Here is a 16750-nt window from a genome sequence, read left to right as displayed (position 1 = left end):
CTGGGACCGGGCACCTGTAGCGCCTAATCCATGTGCAGTACGGCGGCTCCGGTAATGCGGTCCGCCGCGAGGTCCTGCAGCGCACGGCCGGCATCCTCCATCCGGTAGGGGACGGTGGTGGGGCGAAGCGGTATTTCCGCGGCGACGCGAAGGAATTCCTCGCCGTCGGCCCTGGTATTTGCCGTGACGCTGCGCAGCTGCCGTTCCTGGAACAGTTCCGATCCGTAATGCAGCGGCGGGATATCGCTCAGGTGGATTCCCGCCACCGCCAGCGTGCCTCCGCGGTCCAGGGCGCGCAGCGCCTGCGGCACCAGCCAGCCCACCGGTGCGAAAAGGATGGCCGAATCGAGCGGCACGGGAGGTTCGTCGTCGGCGTCACCGGCGAAAGCCGCTCCGAGCTCCAAGGCAAGGCGCCGGGCTTCCTCCGAGCGGGTCATCACGTACACGCTGGCTCCGCGGTGTATGGCCACCTGCGCGGCCAGATGGGCGGAGCCGCCGAAACCGTAGATGCCGAGGCGGCCGCCCTCCGGAACCTGGGCGCGGGCCAGGGCCCGGTAGCCGATGATGCCCGCGCACAGCAGGGGTGCGGCCTGCTCGTCCGGGAAGACCTCCGGAATCCTGTAGGCGTAGTCCTCATTGACCGTCACGCGGTCCGCGTAGCCGCCGTCGCGGTCCCAGCCCGTGAAGGTGGGGGACAGGCACAGGTTCTCCTGGGAGCGGAGGCAGAAACGGCAGTGTCCGCAGGTGCCGCCCAGCCAGGCCACACCCACGCGTTCCCCGATCCGGAACCTGGTGGCGCGTTCGCCAAGCTCCACGACTTCGCCCACCACTTCATGGCCGGGAATGACGCCGGTCCTGCGCGGCGCGAGATCGCCTTCGGCAAGGTGGAGGTCGGTGCGGCACACTCCGCACACCCGAACAGACAGCAGGACCTCGCCCGGCCCGGGGCTTGGATCGGGGCGGTCGCCGAACACCAGGGGATGCCCCGCCACGGGACCCGGTTTGCCAACCCACCAAGCACGCACGGCACACTTCCTGTCCGGTTATTCCGCCACGGCTGTCACCGCGTGATCAGCACGTTGCACAGTGCGCGCTCCAACGCCGAGGAGACAGTACTCCCCGGATGTCCCTCGCGGTGATGCGCACCCAGCACCAGGACGTCGGCCTGGGCCGCGGCGGCCAGCAGTTCCTTTGCTACGGGGTGGCTCTCCAGCAGGATGCCCTCCACGGGGACGTCCGGGGCGAGGCTCCTGGCCAGTTCCACGGCCTGGTCCAGTAGTTCCTTGCCGTGGAGCGGTGCATGCCGCCCGTGTTGTGCCTGGTGCTGGTCCCCGGCCACATGGATCAGCTGCAGCGGGACGTTCAAGTCGGCCGCCATGCGCGCCGCCTCCGAGACCACCTTCGTGTGCCGGGGTTTTTCGTCTATTCCGGCCGCTATCGGCTGTCCGGGACGGCCCGCGTAGCGGACCACCATGAGGGGACAGGGGGAGTGGACGGCCAAGTCGAGGCAGGCGGAACCCACCAGCTGGCCCAGGAAGCGGCCCATGCCGCGGTGGCCCACGGCGAGCACGCCCGCGCGTTCCGCCGCAGCACGGAGGACCTGGGCAGGAAGCCCGGGCTCAATGACGCCGGAAATGTCCAGCGTGGCGTTCAGCCCGGCCGCAACCGAGCGGGCCAGGTCCAGGCCTTCCTGGAGGGTGGCCTCGGCAGCATGCCTCAGCCCGCTGCCTTCAACGCCTTTGACCGGACCCAGATTCTTGGTGAAGACGGGCCAGACCCACGCGTGGACCACCTTCAATGTCCGGTTCGTGGCGGCGGCGTGCCCGGCGGCCCACCGGACGGCCAGCTGTGACGGTTCGGATCCGTCATAGCCCACCGCGACCGGTCCGTCCGGATTCCGTGCTGGAGCCGGCATGGAACCTCCCCTCATAGGCGGGGCAATGTCCGCCTGGTCGCAATGTCCACCCAGTAGAGACCGGGCATGCCGTTTGCGCTAGGGGCTTTGGTCCTGTTCGCGGTCCCGGCGCTCGCGGTCGTGACGTTCGCGAAGGTCGCGTCCCCGCCGGATATCCTCTTCTTCCCGGACCTGCAGCTTGTCGCTTTGCTTGGTGTCCCGGGGCGGCAGCTGGATGGTTTCCTCGGCCTCGATGCCGGCCTGGAGCTGGCGGCCCCGCTCCATCTCGGCGTCGAACTCGGCGCCGAACAGCAGGGACATGTTCAGGATCCACAGCCACAGCAGCGCGATGATCACGCCGCCGATGGCGCCGTAGGTCTTGTTGTAGCTGTTGTAGTTGGCCACGTAGAAGCCGAACGCCAGGGACGCCAGCAGGAAGACCACGAGGGCGATGGCCGATCCCATGCTCATCCAGCGGAATTTCGGCTGCTTCACGTTGGGGGTGGCGTAGAACAGGACGGCGATCGCCACAATGACCAGCACCAGCATCACGGGCCATTTGGCGATGTTCCAGACGGCCAGGAACGCGTCGCCCAGGCCGATCACGTTCCCGACGGACTCTGCCACCGGACCGCTAAGCACGAGCATCGCGGCCAGCACGACGACGATCAGCAGGTTGACGACAGTGACGCCGAGCATGGTGCCGCGGAGCTTGAGGAACGGCCTGCCCTCATCGACCTCGTAGACCCGGTTCATGGCGCGGCCGAAGGCGCCTACGTAGCCTGACGCGGACCAGAGGGCGGTGAGGAGTCCAAGGATGAGGGTGAAGCCTGCCGCCGGGGAGCCTGCCAGGTCTTCAACCACGGGGCGGATCGTGTTTACGGTCTCGCCCGGTGCTATGCCCTGCACGATGTCTAGAAGCGCGGACGTAGTTTTCTGGGCGTCGCCGAAAATACCGAGCAGGGACACCAGTGCCAACAATGCCGGGAAGATTGAGAGGACCGAATAGTAGGTCAGGGCGGCAGCGAGGTCCGGGCACTGGTCTTTGGTGAATTCCCGGAAGGTCTTTTTCGCGATGTACTTCCACGAGGGCTTGCTGACATCGGCTGGACTGTCCGGTTTGCGGGAGTCATCCGGTGCAGGCGCAGTCCGGGCTTTGGCAGTGCTGCTCTCTTGCGTTTCGGCGTCGGGGCGGGCTGCGGTGCCGTTCTCGGTGGCAGGGTTCTTGGCCATTGGAATCTTCTTTCGTGGTAAAGCGCAGCGGCCGGCTGCCCAGCGCGTCAGCGAGGGCAACCGGCCGTCTTCCGGGGCGGGCTACACCTGTTGGACGTTGTCCTTGGCGTCTGCGGCGCGGTACTTCACGTCGTCCACTGCCCCCTGGCCTTCAGCCTTGACATGGTCAGTCGCCTCCATAGCGGTTGCCTTGACGTTCTCCATGGCGTCCTGCGCCGGGGCCTTCAGGCCCTGGGCGACGTCCTTGGCGGCTTCGGTCAGCTCCGTGGTGAGCGGCTCGGCCTTCGTCTTGAGGGCATCAGCGGCCTCACGCTCCTTCTCGCTCGCCGGGATCAACGAAGAGAACAGCATCCCGGCGCCGAATGCGATCAGCCCTGCCGCGAGCGGGTTGCCTTGCGTCTTGGTGCGTACTTGCCGTGGCGTGTCCCCGATGGCCGCGCCGGCGTCCGAAAGGTGGGCTCCCGCACTGCCGGTGCCGGAATGCACCCGGTCAGTAGCGTGCTCAGCTGTTCCCATGACCTTCTCCTTTACTCCGAACACGGCGTCCTTAACCTTGTCCGTCTGCCGGTGGACGATGTTCGACGGGGTAACTTTGTCCGCCACGGCATCGACATTGGTGCCGAGCCGCGCGCGGGTTGCTTCGATGTCGGCGCGGATGGCGTCCGGGTTTTCACTCATCGTGTGTACCTCGAGCTCTCTTTGTGCCTGGGTCTAGTGGCTGGGTTTAAGGGTGGGAGGTATTTCCTGGAGCGTCTCCGCTGTCTGCGGCATGCCCTTGATCGCGTTCAGCTGCTTACGGCCAACGGCTGCCAGGACGGCGGCGACGATTCCCCAGATAACGGCGAGGACGACGGCGGACCAGCCGAGTCCCATGATTGTCCCCAAAGCCCACCAGAGGGCCAAGGAGAGGAACAGGAGCACGAAGTGGCCAGCCACTCCGGCCCCGGCCAGCATCCCGCCGCCTTTGCCGGCCCGGGACGCCGACTGCTTCAGTTCGGCCTTGGCCAGTTCCACCTCTTGGCGCATCAGCGTGGAGATGTCCCGGGTCACGTCGCCGAGCAGGTCGCCGAGGGAGTTGTTATCCGCTTTGGCGTGCGCCGCCGAAGGAGTGGTTTCCGGATACTGACTGCTCATCGCTGCCCTCCGCGCAGGGGGTCGTCACGGTACGGATCGTCCGCGAGGGGGTCGGTTGCCAGCGGATCCTTCGCCAGCGGATCCGAAGCCCACTGGTCCCGCTGGGTTCCCTCCTCCGCCAGGGGGCTGGGCGGGTACGTGTCCTCGGAATAGCTGTCGGCGCCGGTCCGCTCGTTGGAATACGCGCTGGTGCCGGCATAAGCGCCGGTGCCTGCTCCGGCGACGGACAGCCCGGCAGTGTTGGCGTCGGGGGCCGGCATCTGCACCGGCGGCGGCGGAACCGCTGTCCCGGTGTCGGGAACGTAGCCGGGCACGCTGGAGATGGGAGGACGTGCGGTGCCGCCGCTGAGCGAGGCGCCCGTCGAGTCCGGTGCCCCGGCAGTGAGGCTGCGAGTCAGCCGGCCGGCAAGGATTCCCGCTCCGGCCGCGAGCATCAGGAACGTTCCCGGGCGCTGCCGTGCGAACGTCTTAACCTCGTCGAGCAGTGATCCGGGGTCCCGGCCTTCCAGCCACGACGCCACAGACGCGGACCGGTCCGCAGCCTGGCGGATCAGGTCGGTGGCCACACCGGGCTGATCGGAGGCGTCCGCCATGGTGCGGAGTTCGCCGGAAATCGAATGGAGGCCCTGGGCCACCTTCTGCTGCTGGGCGCCGGCCTGGTCTGTCAGGTCCGTCTTTGCCTGGTAGAGCAGATCCTTGGCGTTGGCCTTGACCTCTCCGGCGACGTTGGCGGCCTCGGCCTTGGCAGTTTCAGCCACGTGCTGGGCGGAGTCGGTTGCCTGGTGGGCAACGTCCCCGGCCTCCTGTTTGGCCGTCTCCGTCCTCGACGGCGTGCCTTGCGGTGCCGGGTAGGCGGCATCATAGGCGGCGTCGGTTTCCGGCATCGCCGGGACGGCCGTTTGCTCTGCGACCCCAGGGGTGCCGTAGCTACCGTCCTGTGGCCATCGGTTCTCTGTCATCTTCGCGCTCTCTTTCCAAGAAGGTCGGCTGCTGATCAAGAACCAGCAATAACTGGCTACTAAATAGTAAGCATGATTACTATCAAATAGTAAGCACCCTTGGTGTATTAGTTCTTGGAAACGTAATTCCTGCCGCCCGGAGGAAATTCCGGGTGGCAGTTGAAGCCCCCCGCCGGTCAACTAGGGTTGGGGCATGAGCAATACGGTGGCCGGCTAGATGGCACGTAAGGGCCGGCCTGCCGGCAGGAACGCTGAACGTTCGACGCCGGGAGTAGTGGAGGTGCCCAAGGGAACCCGCCCTGACGGTCCGGTTGAGGGCGTGTACTACATCGACACCGGGGACTGCGAGCTGATCGCGGACCAGGACAATTCGAACGGCTGGTTGCTGCGCATCAACGGCGTCATGAGCTCGCACATCGACCTGGCGGATCCGCTCTTCCTTGACTTTGAATACATGCGGTGGATGGCCGCGCTGGTCGAATCCCGGTGGCCCCGGGAGGGCAGGCCCAAGCTGCGAGCACTTCACCTGGGCGGAGGTGCGTGCTCGCTGGCGCGCTACTTCCACGCCGCGTACCCGGAAGCCCGACAAGTGGTCGTGGAACTGGACGGCAAGCTGGCGGAGTACGTCCGCGGCTGGTTCGACCTCCCCAAGGCCCCGCTGCTGCGGCTGCGTGTGGGCGAAGCGCGTGAAGTCACCGAGTCGCTCACGCCCCAGACCCGCGACGTGATCATCCGCGATGTGTTTGCCGGTGCGCTCACTCCACGGCCGCTGACCACTGCAGAGTTCAACGGGCATGCCAGGCGGGTGCTGGCCCCGGGCGGGATCTACGTGGTGAATTCCGGGGACGCTCCGGACCTGAAGAACGCCCGCGAGGATGCCGCCAGCATCGCAGCAGTATTCGAGCACACCCTGATCATCGCCGATCCCGCCATGCTCAAGGGCCGCCGGTACGGCAACATGGTGATGGCCGGCAGCGACCAGCCGTTCGATGACGACCCCCGGCTGGCCCGCAGGCTCCTGGGCGGCGGCGTACCGGCCCACATCTGGGATGACGCCAAGGTGCGTGCTTTTGCCGCCGGCGCAGCCGTCCGCCACGATCCGGCACCGGCCCCGGCACCGGAGGCGCCCGGCGCACCGGACTAGCAGCCGGCTCCTGCATTAGGACATCCGGCCCCGTTCCCGCAACAAAGGCACAAGGCGGCTGCAACATAAGGTCGCGGCAAGCGCAAAGTTGCCTCAAGAATCGGCTTTCGGAGCCATTTCTTGCTTTTGGGCCCTGAGGGCGTTGTAAGTTTGTGGAAGCTCTCCGCTTTCCCCCAAGACCGGAGGGCAGGAAGCCTCCGCGCTTGAGTCCCCTGACTCGCGCGGAGGCTTCCTTCATTCCGGCCGGATGTCCCCGCCGGGAGTTATGTCCCCGCCGGGAAGTCCGGCGCCGGAGAGGATGTCCGCGGCGATGGTGTGAAGTTTGCTGTCGCTGGCCCGCGCCGCCAGGTGTAGCAACTCCATCGCCTGGTCCCTGCTGCTGCGGTTCTGGACCATGATCAGCGAAACGGCGGCGTCGATGACGGCCCGTGATTTGAGGGCTGACCGGAGGCGCTCCGGGTAGATCTCCGCCGGATGGACACGGAGTGCCAGGCGGAGGATCCGGGAAATGGAATCCGTGTGCTCCTCGACGGAGGAAATGGTGGCAGCGTCGAAAGCGTCGGTGCTCCGGGCATAGCAGTTCAGGGCAGCAGCGGCGCCGGGGTCGGTGCGGATGGGGACCGCCAGGACGGAACGGATGCCCTCTCCCGAAACGGCCAGGGCATAGTGCTCCCACCGGCGGTCATTTCCCAGGTCCGGGACCAGTACCGTGTGCTGTTGCCGGAGGGCTGTCAGGCAAGGGCCGTCGTCGTAGGCGTACTGCTTCTCGTCCATCCGCAACGCCTCGTTGTCGCTGCTGGCCACGGTTGCCGGGCTGCCGTCGCGCTCCACGGTAATGGCGCACAGCATCGGATTGCGGCCGCCTAGGCGGGAGGCGGAGATGGTGGTCAGGCCCAGGAGGAACTCCGTGAATCCGGGGCTTTCAAGCAAGAGATCCTGGAGTTGCTCGGGGGTCGGGGCGTCGCCGGTGCCGGGAGCCATGGCGGCCTCGATCCTTCACATGCCTGACCCTTGGGGCCGGGCGGGAGCCGCGGACTCTTGAGCGCCCGCAGCCACGATGGTGGATATACACAGATTCGACGCGTTCACACCAGCGAAGGCTCTCCGACATCCCCTACTTCTGACACTACGCCGTGCCGGATGCCCTGAACATAGCCCTCAGTTCCTCCCCAGCAGGTGCTCCCGGTGCTCCACTGTCTGGTCCCGCAGCGCCTGCACCAGCGCCGCAACGGCCGGACGACGCATGGAGTCGGGCCGCAGCACCATCCAGTAGGGGAGCCGCTCGGAGAAAGCGTCCGGAAGCAGCCGGACCAGGTCCTGGTGCAGGTCGCCCATGAAGCAGGGCAGGAAGCCGATTCCCGCACCGGCGCGGGTCGCTTCCACATGGACAAACACGTTGGTGGAGCTCAGGCCGTCCTTCATGGCCGGGACAAGCCTGCGCGGGGCGTCGAGGTCGTCCACCTGAAGCATGGAGTCCACGAAATACACCAGCGGATGTTCCGTCAGTTCCTCCACAGTCGCCGGTGTCCCGTTTTCGGCCAGGTAGGCCCGCGAGGCGTACATGCCCAGCACGTATTCGCCTAGTTTGAAGGCCTCGGCGCGGTGCACCTGGGGCTCGCCCACCACCACCTCGATGTCCAGCCCGGAGCGCTGCTGCAGGGCCCGGCGGGTGACAGTCACGATCTCCACGCTGAGCCCGGGATGCTTGCGCCGCAGCTTCGCCACCGCCGGCGCGGCGATGTAGGCGCTGAAGCCGTCCGTGGCCGTCATGCGGACAACTCCCGTGATGGGGTCCGGCGCCTGGCCGGGCTTGCCCAGGCTGCGCACGGCTTGTTCCACTTGCTCGGCCACCAGCACGGCCTCGGCGCCGAGCTCCGTGAGTTCCCAGGCGCCGGCGGCCCGGGAGAGGACGCGGCCGCCCAGCGTTTTCTCCAAGGCCGCTATCCGGCGCGAGACGGTGGTGTGGTTCAAGCCCAGGGCCTGCGCCGCCGTCGTGAATTTGGCTGACCGCGAGACGGCCAACAGGACGAGGAGGTCGTCGGGATTAGCTTCCATATCTGCAATTCTGCACACAAGGAGTGCCGGTTTGGCCATTGAACCGCGGAGTTTCTGCGGCAATACTCATCTGAGCCCATTCAGTGCTGTGGATCACAGCGCGTGTCACCGTGGACACTAAGGAGAACCAACATGAGCGTAGAACAACGCTCTGCAACACCGGCCGCTCCCGCCCCAAAGGGCGCCGGCCTCAAGAAAATCGTCGCAGCCTCCATGGTTGGCACCGTAGTGGAATGGTACGAATTCTTCCTCTACGCCACTGCAGCAACCCTGGTGTTCGGAAAGTACTTCTTCCCGGCCACCGGCAATGAGCTGGACGGCATCATCCAGGCCTTCATCACCTACGCAGTCGGCTTCGTGGCCCGCCCGCTCGGCGGCATCGTCTTCGGCCAGATCGGAGACAAGCTGGGCCGCAAGCCCACCCTTCAGCTCACCATCGTGATCATCGGTGTGTCGACGTTCCTGATGGGCTGCCTCCCCGGCTTCGCCGAGATCGGCTACCTCGCCCCGGCACTCCTGGTGTTCCTGCGCTTCATCCAAGGCTTCGCACTGGGCGGCGAATGGGGCGGCGCCGTGCTGCTCGTCGCCGAGCACAGCCCCAACGAGTCCCGCGGATTCTGGTCCAGCTGGCCCCAGTCCGCCGTTCCCGTAGGCAACCTGCTGGCCACCCTGGTCCTGTTCATCATGTCCAACGTCCTCAGCAGCGCTGACTTCCTCAGCTGGGGCTGGCGCGTGGCATTCTGGCTCTCCGCGGTGATCGTATTCGTGGGCTACTACATCCGCACCAACGTCTCCGAGTCGCCGATCTTCCTGGAAGCGAAAGCACAGCTGGAGCAGGAGCAGGCCGTTAGCTACGGCGTCGGCGAGGTCATCCGCAAGTACCCCAAGGGCATCCTGCAGGCCATGGGCCTCCGGTTCGCGGAAAACATCATGTATTACCTCGTGGTCAGCTTCGCGATCGTTTACCTCAAGAGCGTCCATAAGTACGACACGTCCTCGCTCCTGCTGGCGCTGCTGATCGCCCACGTCATCCACTTCCTGGTCATCCCGCAGGTGGGACGGCTCGTGGACAGCTGGGGCCGGAAGCCCGTGTACCTGGTCGGCGCCATCACCGGTGCCACCTGGCCGTTCTTCGCCTTCCCCATGTTCGATACCAAGAACGCCGTGGTCATCGTCCTGGCAGTGACCATCGGCCTGTGCCTGCACGCGTTCATGTACGCGGGCCAGCCGGCCCTCATGGCGGAGCTCTTCCCCACTAGGATGCGCTACGCAGGTGTGTCGCTGGGCTCGCAGGTCACCTCGATCTTCGCCGGTTCGCTGGCGCCCCTCCTGGCGACGCAGTGGCTCAAGGACACCGGATCATGGGTCCCCACGGCCATTTACCTGGTGGTGGCGTGTGCCGTCACCACAGTGGCAGTGTTGAGCCTCAAGGAAACCAAAGGCATTGCCCTCGAGGAAGTTGACCGGGCCGACGCCGAGCGCGAAGGCCTGGCGGTAGCAGCCACACGCTGAGCTACTGGATTGTGGCCGGCTCCAGCCCTGCTGGAGCCGGCCGGCCCGTTGAATCATTTGAACAGAATCATTTGAACAGGAAGGCTGGTTATGGAAAACACGCTGAACGGCCGCAAGGCTCTGGTCACCGGAGGAGCCGGCGGGATCGGCGCAGCCAGTGTGCGGGCCCTCGCCGCACGGGGCGCCAAAGTGGTGATCGCGGACGTCGACGAGGCCGCCGCAGCATCGCTTGCCGATGAAGTGGGCGGTACCGTCTGGGCGGTGGACCTGCTGGATGTGGATGCCCTGGCAACCGCCAGCCTGGACTGCGACATCCTGGTCAACAACGCCGGAATCCAGCGCATCAGCCCTATTGAGGACTTCGAGCCGGCCGATTTCCGCCGGCTTATCACCCTCATGCTGGAGGCGCCCTTCCTGCTGATCCGGGCGGCGCTGCCACACATGTATGCGAACAACTTCGGCCGGATCATCAACCTCTCGTCGGTGCACGGGATCCGGGCCTCCCCGTTCAAGAGCGCCTACGTGTCCGCCAAGCACGGCCTGGAAGGGCTGAGCAAGGTGACGGCGCTGGAGGGCGGGGCTCACGGGGTCACGTCCAACTGCATCAACCCCGGCTACGTGCGCACGCCCCTGGTGGAGTCGCAGATCGCTGACCAGGCCAAGGTCCACGGCATCCCCGAATCCGAGGTGCTGGCGAAGATCATGCTCACCGAGTCCGCCATCAAGCGCCTGGTTGAGCCGGAGGAAGTCGCCTCGCTGGTCGCCTGGCTCGCCTCGAATGACGCCGGCATGGTTACCGGCGCCAGCTACACCATGGACGGCGGCTGGTCGGCGCGGTAGTTTGCTGCCGCCCGCAGTTGCGGGCGGCCCGGACATGTTCCGCGTGCTCGCTCGTTCCTCGCTTAGACGCACGCTTCCACATGCCCGATGCCGCCCGCTTCCAACTGCGGGCGGCCCTAACTAGTGCTTTGTGCCTGTCAAGGCGAGGGTGCCTCCCAGGGCGATCATCATTGCTCCGCCTGCGGCGCCGAGGGTGGAGATGCGCTTGGGGGAGCGCGCGAACCACTGGCGGGCCGTGCCTGCCGCTAGGGCCCAGACGCTGTCCGAGACAAGGGCGATCAGCAGGAACACCGCGCCGAGGCTGGCCAGCTGCAGAGGAATGCCGCCGGCGGAATACTCCACGAACTGGGGCAGCACCGCAACGAAGAACACCAGCGACTTCGGGTTGGTGGCGCCCACAATGAATCCTTGCAGGAGCACACGGAAAGTGGAGGCGGAGCGCGAAGGACCGGCCGCCGTCGTACTTGTTCCACGGTGCCGGATGGCCTGGATGCCGAGGAACACCAGGTAGGCTGCGCCGGCGAACTTGACGGTGGTGAAGAGCAGCACTGACTGTGCCAGCACAACTCCAACACCGAGCGCCACCGCGGCGATTTGCGGAACCATCCCCAGCGCGTTTCCCAGGACACTCAGCAGCCCGCCCTTGCGTCCCAGGGCCAGGCTGCGTCCGATCACAAACAGCACGCTCGGTCCGGGAACGGCGATCAGGACGGCGGCTGCCATGGCAAAAGTCAGCAGATTGCTCAGCGGAACCATGACTGATTCTAGCTCGCGCCGCCGGGCGTTACTCCGGCGTCCTCACCTGGCGGTAGTCGTAGTAGATCACCTCGGGCACCAGGTCGGGGTGGGCGTCGGCCGCCGTCCGCAGGCCGAGCGACGAGCCGCGGATCACTGCCACCACGCCCAGCCTGCGGCCGTTGAACGGGTCGTCCCCGAGTACAACGTCGCCGATCTTGAAAGGCACAGTGGCCGTACGCACTTTCTCCGCAGCGTCGCTGAGCCAAGAGATCAAACGGCGCTTGTCGCGGGGGAGGGCAGGCCGGGAAGCTGGAAGATCCTTCATCAAAACCACTCCTTTGCAATGCCTGGACCAGCAGGACGTGCAGGCGGTCCGGAAGCTGCAGCAAAGGGTTCGATTGTCCGGCCTGCGCCTGTTGTCTAACCTAAAGGCCAAACCCCACGCGTCGCATGCGTAACTCCTACCCCTTCTGTACCGTCCAACACTCGGAATCTTTTGGGGGATTACCTGCCTCCCTCCGAGGGGACCGGACAAGTGGAGAATCGGGGGCCGAACCGAGTGACAGCGCCTCAAAGACAGGTAGGCCATACGCACGCGGGTCTTTTTCGAAAACCCTATGATCAAAAAAGTCGGGTTCGGGGCTTTTGCGGCGAAGTGCATAGTCGGTATCCGAAGGGTGTTCGGCCGTCGTCCGGGCAGTGCGAACAAGAAGGGGTCTCCGTGAAAAAATTGCCGTCCAACATGCTCTTACCCGTGGGCGCGGGCGTTGCTGCCCTGATCGTGGGGGGCATCACCGTTGGATTCGCTCAGATGCCGGTTGAGAGCAGGACAGGAGGTGGTGAACCGGCCGCTGCCAGTTCACCCTCACCGTCCAACATCGTAGAAGCATCCCCGCGAGCCACCGTGTCTGGAGCGCCAGCGGAATCCGTCGAGGCCGCGGGGCCTTCGGCGGCAGCTTCCGAACCTGGTCCGCCCGCCCAGTCTTCGGGACCTGCAGCCGACTCTCCGGACGCCGCCTCTGCTGCAGCCTCGGAACCGGAGCCTGGCTCGCCCGCTTCAGTCCCCGCGTCGGCACCACAGACAGCCGTGGCTACAGAAGCTCCCGCCGATGCCGTTACGGTCCAGCGTGTCAAAGACAGCTGCAGCAGTCGCCTGGAAAGTGACGCGGCTAGTTCAAGTATCGTGGCAGGCCCTGTGGTCGGGAGGCCGTTCACGCTGGTATCGCTTGATTTCCTGAGCGTTCCACAGCGATCGACTGCCACATCCGGCCTCGCATCCTACGACGTCAGCATGACTGTCACCACCCAGATGCTCAACAGCCCGACGGAAACTAGTCAGCGAGTATGCCGGGTCTATGACTACGATTCGCACGTCGACTGGCTCCCTGCAAACTGAACACGCCCACAGTTACCCGACGGCCTTAGGGAAGGACACATTTTGCACTTCCTCGGCTCGGACTAAAGAGTCCATTCCGCGCGTCTCCGGTTGATACCAGCCTTGGCCGCGTCCAATCGAATTAAAGCCATTACTGAATCGAGCTCCAGCTGATGAGAATCCTTCCCGGAACCGAAGAAATACCACGGAAATCGCTCTCTTCCCCGCCTCGTTCCGCGTCGCTACGAGGCCATGCTGCGCGCGTTACGTGGGCCCTGGCAACGGTCGCAGCCCTGGCAATTGCCGGCCTCGCGGAGGCTCCCGTCGCACAGGCAGCCGAACCCACCGTGGTGTCCCTCACGTTCGACGACGGCAATGCTGATCAGTTGAACGCTGCACAAATCATGAACGCGCACGGACTCAAAGGAACGTTCTACATCACATCAGGCTTTACCGACCGGCCTGGCTACATGACGGTGGCAGATCTGCAGGGACTCGCGGCAAGCGGGCACGAAATCGGAGGGCACTCCGTGACGCACCCGGACCTGGTGACGCTTCCTGTGGACGAGGCAGCGCGTCAGATCTGTAATGACCGTGTAAACCTGACCAGTTGGGGCTTCCCTGTAACAAGCTTCGCCTATCCGTTTGCCTCGCAGAATCCCGCAATGGAAACAGTGGCCCAGAACTGCGGCTACAACAGTGCCCGTGGTCTGGGCGACATCAAGACCCGGTTCAGTTGCCCGACGTGTAACTTGGCAGAGACGATGCCTCCGGGCAACGCTTTCAACACGGCAGCCCCGGATCAGGTGGAAAACACATGGACCCTTGCCGACCTGCAAGACTCGGTGACGCAGGCTGAGAGCGTCGGAGGCTGGATACAACTGACTTTCCACCACATTGATGCCGCCAGTAGCGACCCCCTCAACATCACGCCGGCCTTGTTCGAACAGTTTGCCGTGTGGTTGAAGTCGCGGCCGGCAACCACGACGGTTCAGACGGTGAACCAGGCCGTCGGCGGCACAGTGAAGCCCGCCGTGTCGGGACCGGCAGTTCCCGCCCAGCCTGTTGGGGGCAACTTGGTCCAGAACCCAAGTCTGGAGACCTTAAGTAACGGTGTGCCGCAGTGCTGGCAGGCTGGCGGCTACGGAACCAACACACCGACCTTCACCACGGTCAGCCCCGGCCGGACAGGCAGCAGGGCGCAGAAGCTGGTGATGGCAGGCTATGTCGATGGCGACGCCAAATGGCTCCCATCCCTGGACTTGGGGGGCTGTTCTCCCTCGGCAACAGCTGGACACACATACAAACTTGGGGCGTGGTACACGTCTTCCGCGCCCACACAATTCGCGGTCTACTATCGAACCGGCCTCGGTGCTTGGCAGTATTGGACTTCAAGCCCCTGGTTTGCAGCAGCCACTACCTATCAAAAAGCCGCGTGGACGTCGCCAGCGCTTCCCGACGGAGCCACGGGAATCAGTTTCGGGTTGAATCTGTTCAGCAACGGAACCCTGACGACTGACGACTACGAACTATTCGATGTTGCCAGCGCTCCCGCGATAGAACCACCCGCTCCGGGCACTAACTTAGTGCAGAATGCCAGCTTGGAAACAGCAGGAACGGGGACTGCTGCGCAGTGCTGGCAGACCAGTGGTTACGGCACAAACGTAGCGACCTTCGCGTCAGTGGCGACCGCGCATAGCGGTGCAGGCGCCGGCCAGGTTGTCATCTCCGGCTATGTCGACGGTGACGCCAAACTCCTTCCCACTATGGACACCGGGAGTTGCTCGCCGCCGGCCATCGGGGGACATACGTATTCACTCCGTGCGTGGTACACCTCGACGGCGGTAACCCAGTTTTCTATCTACTACCTCAACGCCGCCGGTTCCTGGGTCTACTGGACGTCGAGCCCGTGGTTTGCGGCGGCAAGCGCCTACACCCAGGCGGAATTCACCACCCCGGAGTTGCCCGCAGGTGCCACTGCCGTCAGTTTCGGCTTGAACCTCTTCAGTGACGGAACCCTTACCACCGACGACTACGCAATGTACGACTCCGTTGGAGCGCCGGCCCTGTAGATGCACACGGCGGACTTCAGTGCTCGCTGCTGGAGTCCGCCATGTGCCTTGAGGCGTCCTCCCCGGGGCTCGACGCCGTCTCATCCACCAGTTCGGCGCGGGCGCGGCCATGGCCGCGGACCCACAGCCGGTAGGCCAGCACCAGCACGCCCAGCCACACCGCGCCCACGTAGAGCGCAACCCTGGAGTCTTCGAACGCACCCAGGATCGCGATCACCATCGCCATGAATGCGATAGTCAGGACGGAGGCCGCCGGCCACCACGGAGAAGGGAATTCCGACGCCGGCAGCCCCCTGCGGGCGATCTCCCGTTTCATGGCCACATGGGATGCCAGGATCATGACCCATACCCAGACGGTGGCGAAGGTGGCGATTGAGGCGATCAGCAGGAACACGTCCTCCGGCATGACGGCGTTCAGGACCACCCCAACCAGCAGGACGACGGCCATCATCACAACAGTCATCCACGGCACCCCGTGGCGCGAGACCTTGCCGAAGCTGGCCGGTGCGTGGCCCTGCCGGGCCAGCCCGAAGAGGATGCGGCCCGCACCAAAAATGTCGCTGTTGATGGCGGACAGGGCTGCGGTAATCACCACGGCGTTGAGGATGTGCGGGGCGGCGGGAATGCCCAGGCCGCTGAAGATCTGGACGAACGGACTGCCGTTGGTGCCCACCTCGTTCCACGGAAACAGGCTCATCAGTACGGCCAGGGTCAGCACGTAGAAGAGCAGCACGCGCACGGGCACGGTGTTGACCGCCTTGGGGATGACCTTCTTGGGGTCGGCAGCTTCACCGGCTGTGACGCCGATGGTTTCGATCCCGCCAAAGGCGAACATCACGACGGCGAACGAGGCCAGGAGCCCTTCGAAGCCGTTGGGGAACAGGCCCCCGTGCTCCACCAGGTTGCCGATCCCCGGTGCGACGGTGGCCCCGCCTGCCTGGAAACCGAAGATGATGATGGCCGCACCGCCGGCGATCATGGCGATGATGGCCACGACTTTGATCAGCGAGAACCAGAACTCCAGCTCCCCGAACACCTTGACGCTGAGCAGGTTCAGGGCAGCCAGGAAGAAGATGATGGCCAGGACCCAGATCCACCTCTCCACGTCCGGGAACCAGAAACCCATATAGATACTGAAGGCCGTGACGTCCGCAATGGCCACGATGGCCATCTCGAACACATACGTCCAGCCGGTCACGAACCCGGCCAGCGGGCCGAGGTAGCGGCTGGCATACTGGCCGAAGGAGCCGGATACGGGGTGCCGCACGGCCATCTCGCCCAGCGCCCGCATCACCATGAACACGGCGGCGCCGCCGATCATGTAGGCCAGGAGGACCGCCGGGCCGGCTTTCTGGATGGCGGAGGCTGAGCCGTAGAACAGGCCCGTGCCGATGGCCGACCCCAGGGCCATGAAGCGGATGTGGCGGACGTTGAGTCCGCGGTTCAGGACAGCGTCGACGGCGGTGCCCGCAGCGGCGCGGACAGTGCCTCCGGCGGTGCCGGGGGCCGTGGTGGTGTTTTCGGGAGCCGTTTGTTCTGCTGTTTTGGCTGCTGTTGGGGCTTGTTGCATGCGAATACCTTCTCGTCATTGGGAGGGGGATCGCCATCCAGCAGATCATTTTCGCGGCCTACGTGATGAGTCTCACGGAGGTTTGGTGTCTTTCATTTCAGACTGTTCGGCACACGTCCGCTTTTTCCCCTCCAGCGCGAACGGACAGTTGCGGCCCCGGTGCGGGGTGCGAACGGACGCTTACGGGCCGTTGCTGTGCCATCAAAGAATGTCGGTGCCTCCTG

15 protein-coding genes are annotated in these 16750 nt (G+C 65.1%); 4 read left to right on the top strand and 11 right to left on the bottom strand.

Annotation, left to right across the window (positions count from 1 at the left end; translation table 11 throughout):
• Nucleotides 1-23: 23 nt before the first annotated feature.
• From JOE31_RS20990 to JOE31_RS20965, 6 genes are all read right to left on the bottom strand, one after another.
• Nucleotides 24-1025: a zinc-dependent alcohol dehydrogenase family protein gene (locus JOE31_RS20990; RefSeq protein ID WP_209747880.1), complete on the bottom strand. Its 1002-nt coding sequence runs from the start codon at nt 1023-1025 to the stop codon at nt 24-26.
• Nucleotides 1026-1060: 35 nt separating this feature from the next.
• Entirely contained in the window at nt 1061-1915 is an 855-nt protein-coding gene (locus JOE31_RS20985) for a universal stress protein (protein WP_209747879.1), read from the bottom strand.
• A 78-nt stretch (nt 1916-1993) separates the two neighbouring features.
• The gene (locus JOE31_RS20980; RefSeq protein WP_209747877.1) at nt 1994-3127 is read right to left on the bottom strand and encodes a YihY/virulence factor BrkB family protein; all 1134 of its coding nucleotides are present in this window, start codon (nt 3125-3127) and stop codon (nt 1994-1996) included.
• 81 nt (nt 3128-3208) lie between these two features.
• A complete protein-coding gene (locus JOE31_RS20975) occupies nt 3209-3805 on the bottom strand; it encodes a DUF3618 domain-containing protein (protein ID WP_209747876.1) in 597 nt (198 codons plus the stop codon).
• Between the two features lie 33 nt (nt 3806-3838).
• On the bottom strand, nt 3839-4261 hold the full coding sequence (locus JOE31_RS20970) for a phage holin family protein (RefSeq protein ID WP_209747874.1): 423 nt from the start codon (nt 4259-4261) through the stop codon (nt 3839-3841).
• Nucleotides 4258-5220 carry a hypothetical protein gene (locus JOE31_RS20965; protein ID WP_209747872.1) on the bottom strand — a complete coding sequence of 321 codons (963 nt, stop codon included), beginning with the start codon at nt 5218-5220 and terminating at the stop codon, nt 4258-4260. Before JOE31_RS20965 ends, JOE31_RS20970 begins: the two co-directional genes overlap by 4 nt.
• A 217-nt stretch (nt 5221-5437) precedes the next feature.
• Here JOE31_RS20965 and JOE31_RS20960 point away from each other — a divergent pair, with 217 nt between their 5' ends.
• On the top strand, nt 5438-6364 hold the full coding sequence (locus JOE31_RS20960) for a spermidine synthase (protein ID WP_209747870.1): 927 nt from the start codon (nt 5438-5440) through the stop codon (nt 6362-6364).
• A 234-nt stretch (nt 6365-6598) separates the two neighbouring features.
• On the opposite strand, the gene JOE31_RS20955 is transcribed toward JOE31_RS20960, so the two are convergent.
• Entirely contained in the window at nt 6599-7345 is a 747-nt protein-coding gene (locus tag JOE31_RS20955; RefSeq protein ID WP_209747868.1) for a GAF and ANTAR domain-containing protein, read from the bottom strand.
• Between the two features lie 177 nt (nt 7346-7522).
• On the bottom strand, nt 7523-8419 hold the full coding sequence (locus JOE31_RS20950) for a LysR family transcriptional regulator (protein ID WP_209747866.1): 897 nt from the start codon (nt 8417-8419) through the stop codon (nt 7523-7525).
• A gap of 132 nt (nt 8420-8551) precedes the next feature.
• On the opposite strand from JOE31_RS20950, the gene JOE31_RS20945 reads away from it, so the two are divergent.
• Both JOE31_RS20945 and JOE31_RS20940 read left to right on the top strand, forming a co-directional pair.
• Nucleotides 8552-9931, top strand: coding sequence for an MFS transporter (locus tag JOE31_RS20945; RefSeq protein WP_209747865.1), 1380 nt, complete (start codon nt 8552-8554; stop codon nt 9929-9931).
• Between the two features lie 90 nt (nt 9932-10021).
• Nucleotides 10022-10771 carry a 3-hydroxybutyrate dehydrogenase gene (locus JOE31_RS20940; protein ID WP_209747863.1) on the top strand — a complete coding sequence of 250 codons (750 nt, stop codon included), beginning with the start codon at nt 10022-10024 and terminating at the stop codon, nt 10769-10771.
• A 120-nt stretch (nt 10772-10891) separates the two neighbouring features.
• On the opposite strand, the gene JOE31_RS20935 is transcribed toward JOE31_RS20940, so the two are convergent.
• Together JOE31_RS20935 and JOE31_RS20930 are read right to left on the bottom strand one after the other, a co-directional pair.
• Nucleotides 10892-11527 carry a LysE family translocator gene (locus tag JOE31_RS20935; protein WP_209747861.1) on the bottom strand — a complete coding sequence of 212 codons (636 nt, stop codon included), beginning with the start codon at nt 11525-11527 and terminating at the stop codon, nt 10892-10894.
• Between the two features lie 28 nt (nt 11528-11555).
• Nucleotides 11556-11834: a hypothetical protein gene (locus JOE31_RS20930; protein ID WP_209747859.1), complete on the bottom strand. Its 279-nt coding sequence runs from the start codon at nt 11832-11834 to the stop codon at nt 11556-11558.
• Nucleotides 11835-13057: 1223 nt separating this feature from the next.
• On the opposite strand from JOE31_RS20930, the gene JOE31_RS20925 reads away from it, so the two are divergent.
• Complete coding sequence (locus JOE31_RS20925; protein ID WP_209747858.1) at nt 13058-14956, top strand: polysaccharide deacetylase family protein; 1899 nt, start codon at nt 13058-13060, stop codon at nt 14954-14956.
• A gap of 16 nt (nt 14957-14972) precedes the next feature.
• Here the strand turns inward: JOE31_RS20925 and JOE31_RS20920 are convergent, their stop codons facing one another.
• The gene (locus JOE31_RS20920; protein ID WP_209747856.1) at nt 14973-16526 is read right to left on the bottom strand and encodes an amino acid permease; all 1554 of its coding nucleotides are present in this window, start codon (nt 16524-16526) and stop codon (nt 14973-14975) included.
• Nucleotides 16527-16750 lie beyond the last annotated feature (224 nt).

Origin of the sequence: Arthrobacter sp. PvP023, from assembly GCF_017832975.1 — a bacterium.
Classification (GTDB): Bacteria; Actinomycetota; Actinomycetes; order Actinomycetales; family Micrococcaceae; genus Arthrobacter.
This window is presented reverse-complemented; position numbering and strand designations above follow the sequence as displayed.